The following is a 19,621-nucleotide window of genomic DNA, read 5'->3' on the forward strand; positions in this document are numbered from 1 at the left end:
ACCGCCGCAGGCCTACGCCTTCGCCGGTCCCCGCAACCGCCGCCACACGCCCGGTGCCACGCTGACCAGCACGGTGAGCGCGATCGCCGCGGCCACGCCCTCCCACGGCTTGCTGAACAGGGCGCCGCTCAGGACCCCGATCAGCTGGTACGTCACCGCCCAGGCCAGACAGGCCGGCAGATTGCCCCGGGCGAAGCGCCGCAGCGGCCACTCGGCCAGCAGACAGGCCAGCATCACCGGTATCCGGCCGGCCGGCACCAGGCGGGAGAGGACCAGCACCGCGACGTCGTGCTCGGCGAGCTTGTCCTGCGCCTGCTCCAGCCGGTCCTCCGGTGCCCGGGACCGGATCGCCTCCAGCCAGCGCGAGCCGTTCTTCGAGCCGACCCCGCGCCGCCCCAGCCAGTACAGCGCCATGTCCCCGCAGAACGCGGCCAGCGACGCCGTCGCGAACACCATCAGCATGGCGAAGGGCAGCGTCTGGTGCATCGCCACCACGGCCGCCGAACTCACCAGCGCGCCCGTCGGCACGACCGGCACCAGCGCCCCGATCAGCACCAGCAGGAACAGCGACGGATAACCGAACGCCTGCTGCGTCGGCTCCGTCGGAATACTCGTCGTGGCGGCGCCCAGCCAGCTCACCGCGCGACCTCCACCCGCACACTCTCGCCGTGCCCCAGCCGGTGCACCGCCACCCCCGGCGCGCGCAGCGCCGACAGGCGCACGAACTCCTCGCCCGGCGTGTGGAACTCGTGGGGGCGCACGGCGTCCATCCCGATCGGCCAGTACGTGCCGTAGTGCACCGGTACCGCGATGCGCGGCGCCAGCCGGGCCAGCGCCTCGGCCGCCCGCCCCGCGTCCAGGTGCTCCGCCCCCAGGTACGGGCCCCAGCCGCCCACCGGCAGCAGCGCCGCGTCGACGGGCCCGACCTCCTTCTCCATGCCGTCGAACAGCCCGGTGTCCCCGGCGAAGTACGTCCGCGCCTCGCCCTCGACGACATAGCCGAGCGCGGGAGAGCGGTGCCGTCCGACCGGCAGCCGCCGCCCGTCGTGCCGCGCGGGCACGGCCCGTATGCGCAGGTCCCCCACCGTCGTCTCGTCGCCGGGCGACACCTCGCTCACCTCCAGGTGCCCGAGCCGGCGCAGCCCCGGCACCGCACGTCGTGCGCCCCGGGGCACGAGCAGGCGCGTGCCCGGCGCGAGCCGCGCGAGCGACGGCACATGCAGGTGGTCGGCGTGCAGATGGGACACCAGCGCCACGTCCGCGCGCCACGCGTCCGGCGGCGGCACCGCCCCCCGCCTGCGGCGCAGGTGGGCGAGCCGGCGGGCGAACAGGGGATCGGTGAGCACGCGGATGTGCGAGTCCTCCACCGTGCAGGTGGCGTGACCCCACCACGTGAGCTCCACCGGCACTTCTTTGCCTCCTTCGCGCGACTCCCCGCAGCCTACGTCCAGGAGTAGGGTCGGCGGCGAAAACGGGAGGTGGCGGGAGGTGAGGGGGGAAACCATGAGGCCGGTGCGGGTGACGGCGATCGCGAGTCTGACGCCGCTGGAGCAGCTGGACGACGATCCCTTCCTGGTCGACTCCCGCAGCCAGCACGCCATGTGCGCCCGCTGGGCCGCGGAGCACGGTTACGTCGTCGCCAGGGAACTGCTGGTGCGCGGTCTGCGGCACGACCACGACGCCCTCTGGGACGGGGTCCGCCCGGGTCACGACCTGTTCGTCGCGCCCAGCGACCGGGTGCTGGAGAGCGCGCTGTCCTCCGTTCAGGAGTTCACCGCGGAGTGCGCGCGGCGCGGCGTCCGCGTCGAGACGGTGGGCCACGCGGAGCCGTCCTACGACGCCCTGATGAAGGCGTGCGTGCACCGCAGACTGTCGATGCCGACGGCCGGGTACGACGGCCGCTGACCGCCGTCGCGGGGTGTGAACCGGACCAGGGGGACAAACGGGCACTCCGGGGCGTTGTGGCAGGGTGGGGAAGGCCCGCACGGACGACGGGCCGGGGACGTGAGGTGTGCGGAGCGTGGGTGGAGGGCGTTGGCGCCGGGTCGCCAGTCAGATCGGGCGGAGTGTCACGGTGTGGGCCGTGTCCACCCTCACCATGCTCGCGCTCGCCGGGATCCTGCCGGACTTCCGGCTCCAGTCGCCCGACGGGGACAGCGCGACCGACATCGCCATGACCGCCGCGGTCGGCGCCGGCGCGTTCGGTCTGCTGTCCGCCCTGGTGTGGCCCCTCATGGTCCGCCTGCTGCTCCTGGTGCCGGCGCTCGTCCTCGGGCTGCTGGTCTTCTTCCTCAACGGCGGGCTGCTGCTCCTCGCGATCGACGTCAACCCGGCCGGGCGCGGCGGCGTCGCCCCCGAGACGGCGGTCGTGGTGGCCGCCGTCATGTCCGCCGTCGCCTCCGCCACCGGCGGCGCGCTGGCCGTGCGCGACGACGACGCCTACCGGCGCCGGCTCTACCGCCTGGCCGACCGCCGCCGCGGGTCGGGACCGCCCTGCCCGGCCGACCCCGGCACCCTCTTCCTGCAACTGGACGGCGTCGGCCACGACGTCCTGCTGGCCGCCGTCGACAGCGGCGCCATGCCCACCGTCGCCCGCTGGCTCGGCCGCGACGGCGGCTCCGCGACCCACCGGCTCGCCCTGTGGCGCACCGACTGGTCCAGCCAGACCGGCGCCAGCCAGCTCGGCATCCTGCACGGCAGCAACCACGACGTCCCCGCGTTCCGCTGGTACGAGAAGGACAGCGGCGAGGTCATGGTCTGCAACCGCCCGACCAGCGCCGCCGAACTCCAGTACCGCGCCGTGCGGCGCACTGGGGACGGCGGACTGCTCAGCCTCGACGGCGCCAGCCGCGGCAACCTGTTCGGCGGCGGCGCCGACGAACAGGCCCTCGTGCTGTCCATAGCCACCCGCCGCCGCAGCCGCGAGACCCGCTCCAGATCCGGCTACTTCGCCTACTTCTCCGACCCGGCCAACGCCGTGCGCACCGCGATGTCCTTCGTCGCCGAGGTGTGCCGGGAGATCGGCCAGTCCACCCGCGCCCGTGTGCACAAGGTCCGCCCACGCGTGTCCCGCGGCGGCCTCTACCCCCTCGTCCGCGCCTTCGCGACCGTCGTCGAACGCGACGTCGTCGTCGCCGCGGTGATGGGCGACATGCTGGCCGGCCGCACCGCCGTCTACGCCGACCTGGTGGCCTACGACGAGGTCGCGCACCACTCCGGGCCGGGCGGCCGGGACGCCGCCAAGGTCCTCGGGCGGCTCGACCGGTCCCTCGCGCTGATCGAGAAGGTCGCCGAGCACGCCCCCCGCGCGTACCGGATCGTGGTGCTGTCCGACCACGGCCAGAGCCCCGGCGAGACCTTCCGCACCCGCTACGGCCTCACCCTCGGCGACCTGGTGCGGGCCGGCTGCGGGCTGCCCGTGCCGCGCCGTGCCCAGCGCACCCGCAGCGGCGCCGAGGCGCGCAACACCGTACGGGCCGCCCTGCACCGCCCCGTCGAGGAGGGCGCCGACCAGCAGCGGCCCGCGGACACCCCCACCGGCCGGCGCTCCGAGCCGATCGTGCTGGCCTCCGGCAACCTCGGCCTGGTCTCCTTCCCGGACGTGCCGCACCGGATGACCAGGGAGGAGATCGACGCCCGCCACCCCGCCCTGCTGCCGACCCTCGCCAACCACCCCGGCATCGGCTTCCTGCTGGTCCGCAGCGAGCGGCACGGCGGTGTGGTGCTCGGCGCGCGCGGCGCGGAAGTACCCCTGGACCGGCTGGACCAGGACCCGGGGCCGCTCGCCCCCTTCGGCCCCGGCGCCGCCGACGCCGTACGCCGCACGCACTCCTTCCCGCACACCGCCGACATCATGGTCAACTCCTTCCACGACCCGGCCGACGGCGAGGTCCTCGCCTTCGAGGAGCAGATCGGCTCCCACGGCGGACTCGGCGGCGCCCAGTCGCGCGCCTTCCTGCTGTCGCCCGTCGTCCTGTCCGCGCCGGCCGGCGAGGGCACGGACATCGTCGGCGCCGAACACGTCCACCGGGTGCTGCGCCGCTGGCTGCGCGAGTCGAACGGACCGCAGGTGCCCGTGGACGCGGACGATCCGCGATCGAACGTCGTCGACAGCGCGCCCTTTCCGGTCGCGGACGGATTCGTACAGGACAAAAGCGCCTGACACGGCGGCCGCGACGACGCGTGGAGGGGCCCGCCGCACCGTAATTCGGCTGCGCGGGGACACCGGGGACGCCCACACTGGGGCGGCCACCTCCCGACACCCTTCCCAAGGAGCCCCTGCGTGCAGGCAGCCGTCACCGTCACTCCCGCCCGCCTCCCGGAGCTGCTGCTCGGTCTCGCCACCGTGCGGCCGGTCTTTCTGTGGGGCGCACCCGGCATCGGCAAGTCCTCCCTGGTGAGGAACTTCGCCGACTCGCTGGGCCTGGAGTGCGTGAGCCTGCTCGGCACCCAGCTCGCGCCCGAGGACCTGATCGGCGTACCGCAGATCCGGGACGGCCGGTCGGTGTTCTGCCCGCCGGAGTCCATCGCCCGCGACGAGCCGTACTGCCTCTTCCTGGACGAGCTGAACGCGGCGGGACCGGACGTGCAGAAGGCGTTCTACTCGCTCATCCTCGACCGCCGCATCGGCAGTTACGAGCTGCCCAAGGGCTCCATCGTCATCGGCGCCGGAAACCGCGCCACCGACAACGCCCTGGCCCGCCCCATCGCCTCCGCGCTGGTCAACCGCCTCACCCACGTCCACCTGGACGCCTCCGCCAAGGACTGGCTGGTCTGGGCCGCCGAGAACGGCATCCACCCCTGGATCACGGACCACCTCAACGACCGCCCCGACCACCTGTGGTCCAAGCCGCCCAAGACCGAGGAGCCGTTCTCCACCCCGCGCTCCTGGCACATGCTCTCCGACGCCCTGCACTCCTTCGGCCAGGACCTCGACGAGGAGACCCTGAAGGTCCTCGCCCACGGCACGCTCACCCCGTCCCACGCGACCGCCTTCTGCGGTTACGTCAAGATCGTCCGCAGCCGCTTCGGCATCGAGGCGATTCTCAAGGGCGAGGCCCGCTGGCCCAGCCGCCTCCAGGACCGCGACCTGCTCTACTACCTGGCCGAGTCCTTCCGCGGCCGGCTGGTCAAGGAACTGCCCGCGAGCAAGGAGCACATGTCGGCGAACGGCCGTCAGACCGCGTACCGCGCCAAGTCGCTGCTCGTGCAGCTCGCCGAGATCTCCGTCGAGGTCGCCCAGAGCGTCATCGCCTCCGACAGCGACGGCAACCCGGTCCTGCCCGCCTGGTTCCTCGTCGAGGCCGCCCGCGACATGCCCCGGCTGGTGGAGGCCCGCCGATGAGCCGCACCCGCAGGCAGAAACAACAGCAGCAGAAGAAGAAGGACCCGGCCGCCGAGGACTGCGCCAAGGGCGTGCGGCTGGTGTGGGCCAATCCGGCGCTCGCGGCCATGGAGGTCAAGCTGTGCCGGGAGGAGGAGTGCGAGTTCGCACCCCGTCAGGGCCTCGTACGCGTCAGCTCCAACGGCCGGGTCCACCTGCACCCCACCCGCCACGCCGAGCCCGCCGACTGGGCCTGGGCCATCGCCCACGGCCTCATCCACCTCGGCTTCGGCCACGTGCCCGCCGCCACCGGCGAGCGCGTCCAGCCCGACCGGTACGACCTCGCCGCCCGCTGCGTCGTCGTCAACCGCTTCCTGCAGACCTTCGCCGTCGGCCGCACCCCGGACGACCTGCCGCCGGCCTATCCCGGTGGCGACGAGGAGCGCATCGCCGCCGCCTGGCGCCGCGAGGGCGGCATCCCGGCCGCCTACGAGCACTGCGGCACCGCAGGCGACGAGCCCGACCAGCTCCTCGTTTCCTGGGACAGCTGGAACGGTCGGGTCCCGGACTGGCAGCTGGCCTTCGCCCACGCCCTGACCCGCACCATGTCCACCGCGCTGGACCTCGCGGGCGGCCGCCGCGACGACATGCTCGGCGGCCCCACCCGCCTGCGGCCCTGGCAGCGTGCCCTGAGCTGGTTCGTCTCCTCCTACCCGCTGCTCGGCGGCATCGCCTCCGGCATCACCCTCGTCGCCGACGCCGAACTCGCCCGCGCCCACGGCATCTCCGTCGCCGCCGTCAACCCCGAGGCGGCGGAGATCTACGTCAACCCCCTGCGCCGGTACGACGACGAGGAATGGCGTTTCATCCTGGCCCACGAGATGCTGCACGCCGCACTGCGCCACGGTGACCGCTGCGGCACCCGCGACCCGTTCCTGTTCAACGTCGCCTGCGACTACGTCATCAACGGCTGGCTCGTCGAGATGCAGGTCGGCACCATGCCCGAGGGTCTGCTGCACGACCCGGAGCTGACCGGCCTGTCCGCCGAGGAGGTCTACGACCGCATCACCGTGGACCTGCGCCGCATGCGCCGCCTGTCCACCCTGCGCGGCAAGGGCGTCGGCGACGTCCTCGGCGGCCCGCTCGGCGCGCCCCGCGACTACGTCGATCTCGACGGCTTCTACCGCCGGGGCCTGGCCCACGGCCTCGACCTGCACCAGCAGCAGGAGCGCGGCTTCCTGCCCGGCGGCCTGGTCCAGGAGATCCGCGCCCTCAGCCATCCGCCGCTGCCCTGGGACGCGCTGCTCGCCCGCTGGTTCGACGAGTTCGTGCCCCGCCCCGAGGCCGTACGGTCCTACGCGCGCCCCTCCCGGCGCCAGGCCGCCACCCCCGACATCCCGCGCGCCGGACGGTACTTTCCGCCGGAGGAGGTGGCCCGCTGCACCTTCGGCGTCGTCCTGGACACCTCCGGCTCCATGGACCGCACGCTGCTCGGCAAGGCGCTCGGCGCCATCGCCTCCTACGCCGAAGCCCGCGACGTGCCCGCCGCCCGGGTCGTGTTCTGCGACGCGGCACCGCACGACGCCGGCTACCTGCCCGTGACGGACATCGCGGGGCGGGTGCGGGTGCACGGCCGCGGCGGCACCGTCCTCCAGCCCGGCATCGACCTGCTGCTGCGTGCCGACGACTTCCCGCCGGCCGCGCCGGTCCTCGTGATCACCGACGGCTGGTGCGACGTGCTGCGGGTGCGGCGCGAGCACGCCTACCTGATTCCGCGGGGCGCGCGGCTGCCGTTCACCGCCCGGGGGCCGGTCTTCCGGGTGAGCTGAGCCCGAGTGTGATCGGATGGGGGCGGGAACCCGGGCACGGGCTACCACCACCCCAGTACAGCAAGCGAATTCGAGAGGACCCGCCGTGGCAACCACGCGCACCGCACACACCGTCTGGGAAGGCAACCTGCTCGAGGGCAACGGTGTCGTCACCTTCGACTCGTCCGGCATCGGCGAGCAGCCGGTGTCCTGGCCGTCGCGCGCCGAGAAGGCCAACGGGAAGACCAGCCCGGAAGAGCTGATCGCCGCCGCCCACTCCAGCTGCTTCTCCATGGCCCTGTCGAACGGCCTGGCCGGCGCCGGCACCCCGCCCACCAAGCTCACCACCTCCGCCGACGTCACCTTCCAGCCCGGTGAGGGCATCACCGGCATCCACCTCACCGTGGAAGGCACCGTCCCCGGCCTCGACAACGACGCGTTCGTCGCCGCCGCCGAGGACGCCAAGAAGAACTGCCCGGTCAGCCAGGCCCTGACGGGCACGACGATCACCCTGTCGGCGAAGCTGGCCTAGGTGTACCGCCCAGCACAGGGCTAGGAGCCCGCGCGCTCCCAGCCCCGCCGGTCCGGGCGCGGCCCCAGCTGTCTGGGGTCGCGCGACCGGTAGACCACGTAGGGCCGGGTCAGGTACTGCAACGGCGCGCTGAACATGTGCACCAGGCGTGTGTAGGGCACCAGGGCGATCAGCACCATCCCGACCACCGCGTGCACGTGGTACAGCAGCGGCACGCCCGCCATCAGCTCCGTCTTCGGGTTCAGGGTGAACAGGCTGCGCGACCAGGGGGCGATGGTGCTGCGGTAGTCGTAGCCGTTGCCGGAGGTGTCGGAGAGCTTGGCGACCATGCCCAGGACGATCGCGCCGAGCAGGAAGACGTACATCACCTTGTCGTTGGCCGTGGTGGCGCGGAAGACCGGCGCCTTGGTGCGGCGCCGGTAGATCAGCAGCCCGATCCCGGCGACCGCGAGGACCCCGGAGAGGGTGCCGCCGTACAGCGAGAACAGGTGGTACGCGTGTTCGCTGATGCCGATCGACTGCGTCCAGGACGCCGGGATGAACAGGCCGATCAGATGGCCGGCGAGGACGAAGAGGATGCCGTAGTGGAAGACCGGCGAGGCGATGTTGAGCAGTTTCGACTCGTAGACCTGCGACGAGCGGGTCGTCCAGCCGAAGCGGTCGTAGCGGTGCCGCCAGACGAGGCCGGCGATCAGCAGCGCGAAGGCGGCGTAGGGCAGGACACCCCACAGGAAGACGTTCATCGGCGGGCTCCGGTGGGTGCGGGCGGCAGGGTGGCGCACACCGCGTCAAGGACGCACGCGTAGGGCGTGCCGAAGGCGGTGAGCCGGGAGCGCAGCTGGTCCAGGGCGGCGCGGTGCTCGGTGAGCATGCCGATGTCCCCGGTGCGCGAGACGAACTCCAGCACCGCCGGCAGGAAGTCCGGCAGTTCCTCCCCGGTGAACTCCAGACCGTGGGCGCGGTACAGCTCCTTGAAGCGGACCAGCGACATCCCGCGGTTGCGGGTGTCGCCGTCGGTCCACCAGCTCAGGTACAGGCTGTGCCGGTTCTTGAAGTCGAAGACCTCCACGTAGTGCGCCTGGAGCTCGCCCTGTTCGGTCGCCGCCGCGTGGTCGGTGAAGGGGCGCAGCTGTGGCGCGGCCTCGCGCAGCAGGGGCAGCCGGGCGCGGAAGTCGTCGTCGGGATACGTCAGACAGAGCGCCGCCGCCTGGTACAGCACCTCGAACCCGGGCATCGGATCAGACCTCCCTCTCGTCGTCCGCGGTCTGCCGCCTGCGCAGGATGTGGAAGTTCTCCACCGGCACCAGCGGCAGCTTCTTGCGTCCCGAGTCCTGGCCGAAGGGGCCGTCGCCGCCCATGCCGGGCCCGCCGTCGGTGTCGAGGCTGCACGTGCCCGGCAGCGCGGAGGCCTCCAGCCGGTGCGCGTCCCCGACGGCCGCCGTCGGGATCACGTACCGCTCCTCGTACTTGGCGATCGCCAGCAGCCGGTACATGTCCTGGACCTCCTGGGGGCGCATGCCGATGCTCGAGCAGACGGCGGGGTCGGGGTCCTCGCCGAGGTTGACCGACCTCATGTGGGAGCGCATCGCCGCCAGCTTCTCCAGCGACGCCCGCACCGGGCCGGTGTCCCCGGCCGTGAACAACTCGGCCAGGTACTCCAGCGGGATGCGCAGCGTGTCGATGGCGCCGAAGAGGTTGTCCGCGTCCTCGCCGTCGTGCCCGGTCTCCGTCAGCGCGTCCACGACCGGCGACAGCGGCGGGATGTACCAGACCATCGGCATCGTGCGGTACTCCGGATGCAGGGGCAGCGCGACGCGGTACCTGCTCACCAGCGCGTGCACCGGGGAGCGCCGGGCCGCCTCGATCCAGTCGAACGGGATCCCCGCCTCCTCCGCGGCCCGCCGCACCTCCGAATCCTCTGGGTCGAGGAAGACGCCCAACTGCGCCTCGTACAGGTCGCGTTCGTTCGGCGTCTCGGCGGCCTCGGTCACCTTGTCGGCGTCGTACAGCACGACCCCCAGGTACCTGAGGCGCCCCACGCAGGTCTCCGAGCAGACCGTGGGCTGGCCCGCCTCGATGCGCGGATAGCAGAAGGTGCACTTCTCCGCCTTGCCGGTGCGGTGGTTGAAGTACACCTTCTTGTACGGGCACCCCGTCACGCACATCCGCCAGCCCCGGCAGCGGTCCTGGTCGACCAGGACGATGCCGTCCTCCGAGCGCTTGTACATCGCCCCGGACGGGCAGGACGCCACGCACGACGGGTTCAGGCAGTGCTCGCAGATGCGCGGCAGATAGAACATGAAGGTCTCTTCGTAGGCGAACCGCACCTTGTCGGAGGCCTGTTGACGCGTCCGTTCCACCATCGGGTCGAGGTCGCCGTAGGCGGGCGCGCCGCCCAGGTCGTCGTCCCAGTTCGAGGACCAGCCGATCTTCATCGGCTTGCCGTCGAGCTGCGAGACCGGCCGGGCGACGGGGTAGTCGGAGCCGAGCGGGGCGTCGGTGAGGTTCTTGTAGTCGTACGTCCAGGGCTCGTAGTAGTCCTTGATCTCCGGGAGCCTCGGATTGGAGAAGATCCCGGCGAGCTTCTTGAACCGGCCGCCCGCCTTCAGCTTCAGCGCGCCCCGCCGGTTCAGCTCCCAGCCGCCCCGCCACTTCTCCTGGTCCTCGTAGCGGCGGGGGTAGCCCTGTCCAGGGCGGGTCTCGACGTTGTTGAACCAGACGTACTCCATGCCCCGCCGGTTGGTCCACGCCTGCTTGCAGGTGACCGAGCAGGTGTGGCAGCCGATGCACTTGTCGAGGTTCATGACCATGGCGACCTGGGCCATCGGGCGCATCAGTACTCGACCTCCTGAGAGCGGCGCCGGATGACCGTCACCTCGTCGCGCTGGTTCCCGGTCGGGCCCAGGTAGTTGAAGGCCCACGACAACTGGGCGTAGCCGCCGATGAGATGGGTCGGTTTGAGGAGCAGGCGGGTGAGCGAGTTGTGGATGCCGCCGCGCTTTCCGGACGCCTCCGCCAGCGGCACGTTGACCGTGCGTTCCTGCGCGTGGTGCATGTAGACCGTGCCGGGCGGCATGCGGTGCGAGACGATCGCGCGCGCCACGACGACGCCGTTGCGGTTGACCGCCTCGATCCAGTCGTCGTCGGCGACCCCGATGGCGTCCGCGTCCTGCGTCGACATCCAGATGCACTGGCCGCCCCGGGACAGCGCCAGCATGAACAGGTTGTCCTGGTACTCGGAGTGGATGGACCACTTGTTGTGCGGGGTGAGGTAGCGGACCGTCACCTCGCGGTGGCCGTCGGGGCCGAGCCGCGGCTCCCCGAACAGCCGGTTCATGTCCAGCGGCGGCCGGTACACGGGCAGTGCCTCGCCCAGCTCGTGCATCCAGTCGTGGTCGAGGAAGAAGTGCTGACGCCCGGTGAGGGTGTGCCAGGGCTTGAGGTGCTCGGTGTTGAGCGTGAACGCCGTGTAGCGCCGCCCGCCCGCCTCGCTGCCCGACCACTCCGGCGAGGTGATCACCGGCACGGGCGCCGCCTGGGTGTCGGCGTAGGTGATCCGCTTGCCCTCGTGCTCCGCGGCGAGATGGGCCATCTCCTGCCCGGTCTTCGCCTCCAGCGTGTGGAAACCCTGGGTGGCCAGACGCCCGTTGGTGGTGCCGGACAGGGCCAGGATGGTGTTGGCCGCCTTCACCGCCGTGTCCATCGCCGGACGCCCGTCGGCGGGGCCGCCGCGCACCGCGCCGTTCAGGTCCCGCAGCCGCGCCACCTCCTCGTCCGGTCTCAGGGTGATGCCCTTGGCGGGCAGGCCCTTGGCCTCCACCAGCGGACCCAGCGCGGCGAACTTCGCGCCGATCGCCGTGTAGTCGCGCTCCACGACGACGAGGTTCGGCATGGTCTTCCCCGGCTCCGGCTCGCACTCCCCGTTCCGCCAGTCCCGCACCACCCCGCCCGGCTGGGCGATCTCGCCCGGGGTGTCGTGCTGGAGCGGCGCCGCCACCAGGTCCTTGCGCACCCCGAGATGCTCCCCGGCCAGCTCGCTCAGCTTCTCCGCCAGCACCTTGAACGTGTCGAAGTCGGTGCGCGTCTGCCACGGCGGGCTCACGGCCGGGGAGAAGGCGTGCACGTAGGGGTGCATGTCCGTACTGGACAGGTCGTGCTTCTCGTACCAGGTCGCGGCGGGCAGCACCACGTCGGAGAGCAGCGTGGAGGAGGTGTGCCGGAAGTCCAGTGACAGCAGCAGGTCGAGCTTCCCCTCGGGCGCCTCCTCGTGCCACACCACGTCCCGCGGGCGCTGGTCCGGCGCCGCCTCCTCGGCACGCAGCGAGGACTGGGTGCCCAGCAGGTGCTTGGTGAAGTACTCGGCGCCCTTGCCCGACGAGCCGAGCAGGTTGGCCCGCCACAGGGTCACGATCCGCGGCCAGTTCTCCGGCGCGTCCGGGTCCTCGCAGGCGAACTTGAGCGTGCCCGCCCGCAGTTCGGCCACCGCGTTCGCCACCGGGTCGCCGAAGGCCTCGCCCAGCGCCAGCGGGTTGCGGTCGAAGGTCGGGTACGAAGGCATCCACCCCGTGCGGGCCGACAGCGCGAGACAGTCCGCGCCTGCCATCCCGGACAGCCGCCCCTCGCCCAGCGGGGAGGACAGCACATCCGCACGGAACCGGTCGTAGCGCCACTGGTCGGTGTTCAGGTACCAGTACCCGGTGCCGATCGCCTGGCGCGGTGGCCGCGACCAGTCCGACGCGGCGGCCAGCGACGCCCAGCCGGTCACCGGACGGCACTTCTCCTGGCCCACGTAGTGCGCCCAGCCGCCGCCGTTGCGGCCCTGACAGCCGGTGAGCTGGAGCAGGGCCAGGAAGGTCCGGTAGATCGTCTCGGAGTGGAACCAGTGGTTGGTGCCGGCCCCCATGAGGATCATGCAGCGCCCCTTGGACCGCTCGGCGGTCCGCGCGAACTCCCGGGCGATCCGCACACAGGCCGCCGCCGGCACCGAGGTGTGCGCCTCCTGCCAGGCCGGGGTGCCGGGCGCGTCCCCGTCCTCGTACGACGCCGGCCAGTCGCCCGGCACGCCCGGCCGCGCCACGCCGTACTGCGCGAGGAGCAGGTCGAAGACGGTCGTCACCAGCGGCCCGGTCGCCCCGCCCAGCCGCGTCGTCGGCACGCCCCGCCGGACCACGGCTCCGCGCCCCTGTCCGTGCGTGCCGCCCTCGGTGTCGAAGCGGGGCAGCAGCACCTCCACGCCCGACGCCATCGCGTGGCCGTGCAGGCTCAGCAGGGGCCGTACGTCACCCAGGTCGAGGTTCCACCTGCCCTGGTCGGCCTCGTTCCAGCGAAAGCCCAGCGAACCGTTCGGGACGACCGCGCGGCCCGTCGCCTCGTCCAGCACGACCGTCTTCCAGGCCGCGTCGTCACCCGCCTGCCCCAGGTCGGCGGCGCGCAGGAACTTCGCCGGGACGTACGCCCCGTCCCGCTCGGTCAGCGTCACCAGGAACGGCAGGTCGGTGAAGCGCCGCACGTAGTCGTCGAAGAACGGGGTGACGCGGTCGACGAAGAACTCCTTGAGCACCACGTGCCCCATGGCGAGGGCGAGCGCGGCGTCCGTGCCCGGGTGCGGGTGCAGCCACTGGTCGGCGAACTTGGTGTTGTCGGCGTAGTCGGGCGAGACCACCACGACCTTCTGGCCCCGATAGCGGGCCTCGGCCATCCAGTGCGCGTCCGGGGTGCGGGTCACCGGGACGTTCGAACCCCACATGATCAGATACGCCGCGTCCCACCAGTCGCCCGACTCCGGCACGTCCGTCTGGTCGCCGAAGACCTGCGGGGACGCCACGGGCAGGTCGGCGTACCAGTCGTAGAACGACAGCATCGGGGCGCCGATGAGCGAGTGGAAGCGGGCGCCCGCCGCGTGCGACACCATCGACATCGCCGGGATGGGCGAGAAGCCGGCGATGCGGTCGGGGCCCTGGGTGCGGATGGTGTGCACGTGGGCGGCGGCCACCATCTCGACGGCCTCGTCCCAGCTCGCCCGGACCAGGCCGCCCTTGCCGCGCGCCCGCTGGTAGCGCTTCCGGCGCTCGGGGTCGCCCTGGATGTCGGCCCAGGCCAGCACCGGGTCCTTCAGCCGAGCCTTCGCCTCCCGGTACAGCTCCAGGAGCACCCCGCGCACATACGGGTAGCGCACCCGCGTCGGCGAGTACGTGTACCAGGAGAACGCCGCGCCCCGGGGACAGCCGCGCGGCTCGTACTCGGGGCGGTCCGGGCCGACCGACGGATAGTCCGTGGCCTGGGTCTCCCAGGTGATGATGCCGTCCTTGACGTACACGTTCCACCGGCACGAGCCGGTGCAGTTGACGCCGTGCGTGGAGGTCACGACCTTGTCGTGGCTCCAGCGGTCCCGGTAGAAGGCGTCCGCCTCCCGGCCGCCGACCAGCCCGATGCTGTGCAGGTCGGGAGCGGCGGTGCCCGGCCGGAAGAACCGCCCCGCGCGCAGCAGCGCCGCGCCCGGTTCGGTGGGCGGTGTCCGCGTGTCGGTCACGTGCGCTCCTCTGCTCGCCCGGGCCCTGGCTTTTGAACCTAGGGGCGGGGGCGGGAGCGCACCCGTTCGCGGCGCCCGTACGGGTCAGGGCGCACCGTGCGGTGTGCGGGTCAGGGCTTGCGGGCCACCCCCGCGTACACCGGCACGATGCCCTCCGCCTGGGCCGCCACGTCCTCGGGGTCCGGCCGCCATCCGGTGACCGGGATGATGCCCGGGCCCAGCAGTTCCAGGCCGTCGAAGAAGCGCGCGAACTCGGTGAGGGAGCGCGGGTAGAACGGTGTGCCGCCGCGGGCGAACAGTCCCGCCGCCTTGCCCACCGCCTCGGGGTTCAGGTCGGGCGTGACCTGCGAGAGGACCAGGTGGCTGCCCGGCGCGAGCGCGTCGGCGTAGCGCTTGAGCAGGCCGTGCACGTCGTCGCCGTCGGCCGCGTCGCCGAGGTAGTGCGTCAGGGCCACCAGCGACAGGGCGACCGGCCGGTCGAAGTCCAGGGTCTCGCCCGCCAGCCGCAGGATCAGGTCCGGGTCCCGGACGTCGGCGTGGACGTACTCGGTCGAGCCCTCGGCCGAGCCGTGCAGCAGCGCCTCGGCGTGCCTGAGGACGATCGGGTCGTTGTCGGCGTAGACGATCCGCGACCCGGGGGCCACCGCCTGGGCCACCTGGTGCAGGTTCGGCTCGGTGGGGATGCCGGTGCCGATGTCCAGGAACTGGCGGATCCCGGCCTGGGCGAGGGTACGGACCGCCCGGTGCATGAACCGGCGGTTGGCGCGGGCCCCGCGCACGGCCGTGCTGTCCGCGGCGAGGATCCTGCGGGCCAGCTCCTCGTCCACCGGGTAGTTGTCCTTGCCGCCCAGCCACCAGTCGTAGACCCGGGCCGGATGCGGCCGGCTGGTGTCGATGGAGGTGGCGTCGGGGTCGGATCCGGTCATGCGGTGTCGTCTCCTCAGGGCCTCGGTGGCGGGTGGCCGGTCGCCGGGTCGTCGCCCGGTCAGAAGTTCTCGCGGTACTCGCGCAGGATCTTCTCGGTGCGCTGGGTCGAGGCGGCACGCGCCGTCATGTGGTCCAGGACCTCCAGGTGCGCGGAGACCTCGGCCCGGGAGTCCAGGTACAGGGCGCCCGTCAGGTACTCGGTGAAGACCATGTCGGGCAGCTCCGGCTCCGCGAACCGGAACAGGGTGAACGGCGCGTACGTCCCGGGGTGCGGCCCGTCCTCGAACTCGGCGACCTGGAGCGTCACCCGGTCCCGGGCCGCGAGCTCCAGCAGCTTGTCGAGCTGCTCGCGCATCACCCGGCCGTGGATGCTCACCGGACGCCGCAGCACCGTCTCGTCCATCACCACCCACAGGTGGGGCGGGTCCGGGCGCTCCAGCAGCCGCTGCCGCTCCATGCGCAGCGACACGTGCCGCTCCACCGCGTCCCCGCCCGCGTTCCCGATCGTCCCGGCCTCCAGGACCGAGCGCGCGTAGTCCTCGGTCTGCAGCAGCCCCGGCACGAAGTGCGGCTCGTAGGAACGGACGATCCGCGCGGCGCCCTCCAGGCTCACGTACATGCTGAACCAGTCGGGCAGCACGTCGTGGTAGCGCTGCCACCAGCCCGGCTGGTTGGCCTCCTCGGCGAGCGCGACGAACGCCGAGACCTCGTCCGAGGCGACTCCGTACGCCGTCAGCAGTATCTGGACGTACGGGATCTTCAGCGCGACCTCGGCCATCTCCATGCGCCGCACGGTTGCCGGGGCCACACGGAGCACCTTGGCGGCCTCCTCGCGCCTGAGACCCGCCGTCTCCCGCAGTTCCTGAAGCCGTCTGCCGAGGACCACCTGGCCCACGGTGGGTGCGGCCCGCCGCTCACTCACGCCACGCCTCCCCAACGCGCCCAAGTCACACCGCAGTCTGTCATGTTCCTCTGCCGGTCTCACAGGGGTGTTCGTGGATCATTCGTCGGCCGGACCCATTACCCGGCGGGTAATCGACCGCGCCCGTGCGGGGCGGGATCGTGGAGCCACCGGGTTCCGGTCCGGCGCACTCCGGCCCGGGACCCGGCCCACCCCACCATGTCCGACCCGACGGAGGATGACTCGTCATGTCCACGCACCAGCTTGCCGCACTCGCCCGTACGGCCGAACCGCGGCTGATGCTCCGCCGCTTCCTCGCCCTCGACGCGGCGGTGACCGGCACCAACGCGCTCGCCTACCTCACGCTCTCCGGCCCGCTCGGCCGCTACCTCGGCGCCGGCTCCGGGACGCTTCTCGCCCTCGGCGCGTTCCTCGCGGTGTACGCCGGGTGCGTGGGCCTGCTGGCCGCCCGCCCCCGGCCCCCGGCGCTCGCCGTGCGGGCCGTCGTCGAGGCCAACCTCGCCTGGGCGGCCGTCAGCTTCGTCGCGCTCGCCCTCTGGCTCGCGCCCACCACGGCCGGAGCGGTGTGGACGGTGCTTCAGGCCTTCGTCGTCACCGGGTTCGCGCTGCTCCAGTACGGCGCCCTGAGGCGCAGTCAGGGCAGCAACGTGTGAAGGTACTTGACCGTCGCCGGGTCGGCCGGGAGCAGTGTCTCGATGGCCAGCTCGGCGACCGTCACGTCCATCGGGGTGTTGAAGGTGGAGATGGACGAGATGAACGACAGGACGTGGCCCTCGTGCTCGATCTGCATCGGCAGCGCGAAGTACGGCACCGGCTCGTCCGGCTCCCCGTCCGGCGCGCCCGGCACGGGGTCCGGCACGGGATACGCCGCCACCTCGTCGTACAGCGCCCGCAGCGGCTCCGAGCGGTGCAGGGCGATCTGCCGCCGCATCTGCTCCAGCAGGTGTCCGCGCCACTCACGCAGGTTGCGGATGCGCGGAGCCAGGCCCTCCGGGTGCAGGGTCAGCCGCATCGCGTTCAGCGGCGGCGCGAGCAGCTGCTCCGCGACGCCGTCCATCAGCATCACGATGCCCCGGTTGGCCGCCAGCACCTGGTACGTCGCGTCGACGACCAGCGCCGGATACGGCTCGTAGCCCCGGATCAGCCGCTCCATTCCCTCGCGCAGCGCCCCCAGGGCGGGGTCGTCCAGCGGGGTCTCGGGGTAGTGCGGGGCGTAACCGGCGGCGAGCAGCAGCGCGTTGCGCTCCCGTACGGGGACGTCCAGGTGCTCGGCGAGACGCAGCACCATCTCCTCGCTCGGCCGGGAGCGGCCCGTCTCGACGAAACTGATGTGCCGGGCGGAGGAGTCGGCGCGCAGCGCCAGCTCGAGCTGGCTGACCCGCCGCCGCTCCCGCCAGGCCCGCAGCAGCGGGCCCACGCCCCGGTCGGTGGCGGCGGTACCGGACATGAGTGCGGTCATGGGCCGAACGGTAGTCGACGGCGGTCCGCGACGGGCCGCTGCGGTCCTGCTGACCAGGCCTCGGGCGGCCGCGCTGTGGCAGGCTGAAGGAGTACCCGGGGTATCCGACCCAGCAAGGGAGCGCACGACATGCCAGTCGAACCGCTGTCGCGGCAGGAGATCGAGGAACGGCTGACCGGGCTGCCCGGCTGGTCCCTGGACGCCGGCCGCCTCACCCGCTCCTACCAACTCGGCTCGCACTTCGCGGCGACCGCGATGGTCGTCCACATCGCCCAGGTGCAGGAGGAGCTCGACCACCACTCCGACCTGACCCTCGGCTACAATACGGTAGCCCTCGCCGTGCACACCCACAGCGCGGGCGGCGCCGTCACCGAGAAGGACGTCGAGCTCGCCCGCAGGGTGGAGGACCTGGCCACCGGCCACGGGGCACACTGACGGTGTGCTCGACTACGACAAGGAAGCCGAACGGTACGACGCGTCCCGCGGCGGCGAGCCCCGCGCGGAGGCTGCCGCGGAGGCCGTGCTGAGCCTGGTGCCGGGGCAGGCGCGCAGCCTGCTCGACGTGGCCTGCGGCACCGGCATCGTCACCCGGCGGCTCGCCGCCGCACGGGAGGGTCTGCGCGTTGTGGGCGCCGACCTCGCCCCCGCCATGGCCGGGCGCGCCGCCGCCCGGCTGCCCGGAGCCGTCGTGCGCGCCGACAGCCGCCGACTGCCCTTCCGGGACGGGGAGTTCGACGCCGTCACCAGCGTGTGGCTGCTGCACCTCGCCGGCGGCGCCGACAACGTGCGGGCGATCGTCGGCGAGTGCGCCCGCGTCCTGCGGCCCGGCGGCGTGTACGTGACCACGGTGGACAAGGGCGCCTCGCACAACGTGGGCAGCGACATCGACGCCGTGCTCGCCACCCGCCCGCCCAGTACCGCCCACGACGCCGCCCGCCTCGTCGAGTCGTACGCCCGCGCGCACGGTCTGACCCCGGCCGGACGGGCCCGCTTCACCGGCCACGGCCAGGGCCGCAGCCCCCGCCGCACCGTCGCGGACCTGCGGCGCGGCTGGTTCGTCACGCTGCCGCCGGGCGAGCCGCTCGCGGAGGACTTCGCCACCCGGCTCGCCGCCCTGCCGGACCAGGACCGGCCCCGGCCCGACCCGGTGTTCACGCTCGCGGCGTTCACGAAGTCGCGGGCCGGCCGAACTCCATGATCCAGTTGGTCACCCAGGTTTCCCCGTCGTCGACGGAGAACGCCTGCTCCCAGCGGGCGGCCGTGTCCCGGCAGCCGGACCACACGAACCGCACCCGCACGTCCCGGCCGTCGTGGGTGTCCTCGCCCAGGAACTCGCCCCGGCCACCCTCGAAACGACCGGTCACGGGCGGGTCCAGGCGTCCGGTGCGGCTGGAGGACCAGTACAGCGACCATCGACGGCTCTCCGGGTCGAAGAGCCGCAGCGTCATCCCCTGGGAGCCGAGACGGGGCATGTCGATCTCGTCGACGTTCGCCGCTCCGCCGAACAACGGCCGGCACCGGGTGGTGCCGGAGAACTCCTCCCAGCCACTTCGCGGGTCGAGGAAGTCGGCACGGCGCCGGTTGCGGACCTCCCAGTCGCCGTGGAGGAAGTCGAAGTCGTGGGCGCTGCTCATCGGTGGTCTCCCGTGGTGCCCTCGGGCAGGGCGTCGGTCAGATAGGCGTTCAGGTCCGGGGACTCGGGGGCCAGCACGTGCCGCACCCAGGCGTCGCGCTCGTGCAGGATCGGCGGCAGCTCCCACACGCAGCCGATCCACGGCAGGTCCGGCGTGACGAAGTGCGCGGGATCCCGGTCAGGACAGCCGAGAGCCGGCTGGCCGGCCGCCGCGCCACGGAAGTGCAGGACGTTGTCCCACACCCAGCTGTAGGCGTTGAGGTAGGCGCCGTCGTCGCCGCCCCGATGCAGCACGACGAAGGTCGCCGGGGGTGTGCCGTCCGGTTCGGGGAGCAGTTCGGGCAGGATCGCGTACGCGGCCTTCTCCACCTCGGGAGCGATGCCCGCCGGGTCCGAGGTGACGTGGTAGCGCTTGATCCGGCGGCCGGCGACCTCCAGCGGCGGGGGAACGGTCAGGAGCTTCTCTGCGAAGGGCATGCGGGGACGCT

Annotated in this window: 19 protein-coding genes; 8 read left to right on the top strand and 11 right to left on the bottom strand. The window is 72.6% G+C overall.

Features of this window, described 5'->3' with window-relative positions:
* Positions 1-12: 12 nt before the first annotated feature.
* Positions 13-639 carry a DedA family protein gene (locus ACGH7X_RS32180; RefSeq protein ID WP_399891830.1) on the bottom strand — a complete coding sequence of 209 codons (627 nt, stop codon included), beginning with the start codon at positions 637-639 and terminating at the stop codon, positions 13-15.
* Positions 636-1,409: an MBL fold metallo-hydrolase gene (locus ACGH7X_RS32185; protein ID WP_399891833.1), complete on the bottom strand. Its 774-nt coding sequence runs from the start codon at positions 1,407-1,409 to the stop codon at positions 636-638. The genes ACGH7X_RS32180 and ACGH7X_RS32185 overlap by 4 nt, the downstream gene beginning before the upstream one ends.
* Before the next feature lie 94 nt (positions 1,410-1,503).
* Between ACGH7X_RS32185 and ACGH7X_RS32190 the strand changes: the two genes are divergently transcribed.
* The 5 genes from ACGH7X_RS32190 (at position 1,504) to ACGH7X_RS32210 (ending at position 7,663) form a co-directional block, all read left to right on the top strand.
* Positions 1,504-1,905, top strand: a complete 402-nt coding sequence (locus tag ACGH7X_RS32190) for a hypothetical protein (RefSeq protein ID WP_399891836.1) — start codon at positions 1,504-1,506, stop codon at positions 1,903-1,905.
* A gap of 115 nt (positions 1,906-2,020) precedes the next feature.
* A complete protein-coding gene (locus ACGH7X_RS32195; protein WP_399891839.1) occupies positions 2,021-4,162 on the top strand; it encodes a phage holin family protein in 2,142 nt (713 codons plus the stop codon).
* Positions 4,163-4,282: 120 nt separating this feature from the next.
* Positions 4,283-5,344: an ATP-binding protein gene (locus ACGH7X_RS32200; protein WP_399891842.1), complete on the top strand. Its 1,062-nt coding sequence runs from the start codon at positions 4,283-4,285 to the stop codon at positions 5,342-5,344.
* Entirely contained in the window at positions 5,341-7,152 is a 1,812-nt protein-coding gene (locus ACGH7X_RS32205; protein WP_399891845.1) for a hypothetical protein, read from the top strand. The genes ACGH7X_RS32200 and ACGH7X_RS32205 overlap by 4 nt, the downstream gene beginning before the upstream one ends.
* A gap of 85 nt (positions 7,153-7,237) precedes the next feature.
* Positions 7,238-7,663, top strand: coding sequence for an OsmC family protein (locus ACGH7X_RS32210; RefSeq protein ID WP_399891848.1), 426 nt, complete (start codon positions 7,238-7,240; stop codon positions 7,661-7,663).
* Positions 7,664-7,683: 20 nt separating this feature from the next.
* Here ACGH7X_RS32210 and narI read toward each other — a convergent pair whose 3' ends face one another.
* The 6 genes from narI to ACGH7X_RS32240 form a co-directional block, all read right to left on the bottom strand.
* Entirely contained in the window at positions 7,684-8,406 is a 723-nt protein-coding gene (gene narI, locus ACGH7X_RS32215) for a respiratory nitrate reductase subunit gamma (RefSeq protein WP_399891851.1), read from the bottom strand.
* Positions 8,403-8,897 (bottom strand): nitrate reductase molybdenum cofactor assembly chaperone, encoded by a 495-nt coding sequence (narJ, locus tag ACGH7X_RS32220; protein ID WP_217166356.1) that lies wholly within the window; start codon positions 8,895-8,897, stop codon positions 8,403-8,405. The genes narI and narJ overlap by 4 nt, the downstream gene beginning before the upstream one ends.
* A gap of 4 nt (positions 8,898-8,901) precedes the next feature.
* On the bottom strand, positions 8,902-10,497 hold the full coding sequence (narH, locus tag ACGH7X_RS32225) for a nitrate reductase subunit beta (protein WP_399891854.1): 1,596 nt from the start codon (positions 10,495-10,497) through the stop codon (positions 8,902-8,904).
* The gene (locus tag ACGH7X_RS32230) at positions 10,497-14,192 is read right to left on the bottom strand and encodes a nitrate reductase subunit alpha (RefSeq protein ID WP_399891857.1); all 3,696 of its coding nucleotides are present in this window, start codon (positions 14,190-14,192) and stop codon (positions 10,497-10,499) included. The genes narH and ACGH7X_RS32230 overlap by 1 nt, the downstream gene beginning before the upstream one ends.
* 110 nt (positions 14,193-14,302) lie before the next feature.
* The gene (locus ACGH7X_RS32235) at positions 14,303-15,118 is read right to left on the bottom strand and encodes an SAM-dependent methyltransferase (RefSeq protein WP_399891860.1); all 816 of its coding nucleotides are present in this window, start codon (positions 15,116-15,118) and stop codon (positions 14,303-14,305) included.
* A gap of 59 nt (positions 15,119-15,177) precedes the next feature.
* On the bottom strand, positions 15,178-16,041 hold the full coding sequence (locus ACGH7X_RS32240; protein WP_399891863.1) for a helix-turn-helix domain-containing protein: 864 nt from the start codon (positions 16,039-16,041) through the stop codon (positions 15,178-15,180).
* A gap of 227 nt (positions 16,042-16,268) precedes the next feature.
* Here ACGH7X_RS32240 and ACGH7X_RS32245 point away from each other — a divergent pair, with 227 nt between their 5' ends.
* Positions 16,269-16,694 carry a hypothetical protein gene (locus ACGH7X_RS32245; RefSeq protein WP_399891866.1) on the top strand — a complete coding sequence of 142 codons (426 nt, stop codon included), beginning with the start codon at positions 16,269-16,271 and terminating at the stop codon, positions 16,692-16,694.
* On the opposite strand, the gene ACGH7X_RS32250 is transcribed toward ACGH7X_RS32245, so the two are convergent.
* Positions 16,676-17,500 (bottom strand): helix-turn-helix domain-containing protein, encoded by an 825-nt coding sequence (locus tag ACGH7X_RS32250; RefSeq protein WP_399891869.1) that lies wholly within the window; start codon positions 17,498-17,500, stop codon positions 16,676-16,678. The two genes, ACGH7X_RS32245 and ACGH7X_RS32250, sit on opposite strands and share 19 nt — an antisense overlap.
* 129 nt (positions 17,501-17,629) lie before the next feature.
* Here ACGH7X_RS32250 and ACGH7X_RS32255 point away from each other — a divergent pair, with 129 nt between their 5' ends.
* On the top strand, positions 17,630-17,935 hold the full coding sequence (locus ACGH7X_RS32255) for a 4a-hydroxytetrahydrobiopterin dehydratase (protein WP_399891872.1): 306 nt from the start codon (positions 17,630-17,632) through the stop codon (positions 17,933-17,935).
* 4 nt (positions 17,936-17,939) lie between these two features.
* Positions 17,940-18,698 (top strand): class I SAM-dependent methyltransferase, encoded by a 759-nt coding sequence (locus tag ACGH7X_RS32260; RefSeq protein WP_399891874.1) that lies wholly within the window; start codon positions 17,940-17,942, stop codon positions 18,696-18,698.
* Here ACGH7X_RS32260 and ACGH7X_RS32265 read toward each other — a convergent pair.
* Positions 18,667-19,134 (bottom strand): hypothetical protein, encoded by a 468-nt coding sequence (locus ACGH7X_RS32265; protein ID WP_399891877.1) that lies wholly within the window; start codon positions 19,132-19,134, stop codon positions 18,667-18,669. The two genes, ACGH7X_RS32260 and ACGH7X_RS32265, sit on opposite strands and share 32 nt — an antisense overlap.
* Positions 19,131-19,610 carry a hypothetical protein gene (locus ACGH7X_RS32270; protein WP_399891880.1) on the bottom strand — a complete coding sequence of 160 codons (480 nt, stop codon included), beginning with the start codon at positions 19,608-19,610 and terminating at the stop codon, positions 19,131-19,133. The genes ACGH7X_RS32265 and ACGH7X_RS32270 overlap by 4 nt, the downstream gene beginning before the upstream one ends.
* Positions 19,611-19,621 lie beyond the last annotated feature (11 nt).

The organism is Streptomyces sp. BBFR51 (assembly GCF_044591655.1).
GTDB lineage: Bacteria > Actinomycetota > Actinomycetes > Streptomycetales > Streptomycetaceae > Streptomyces.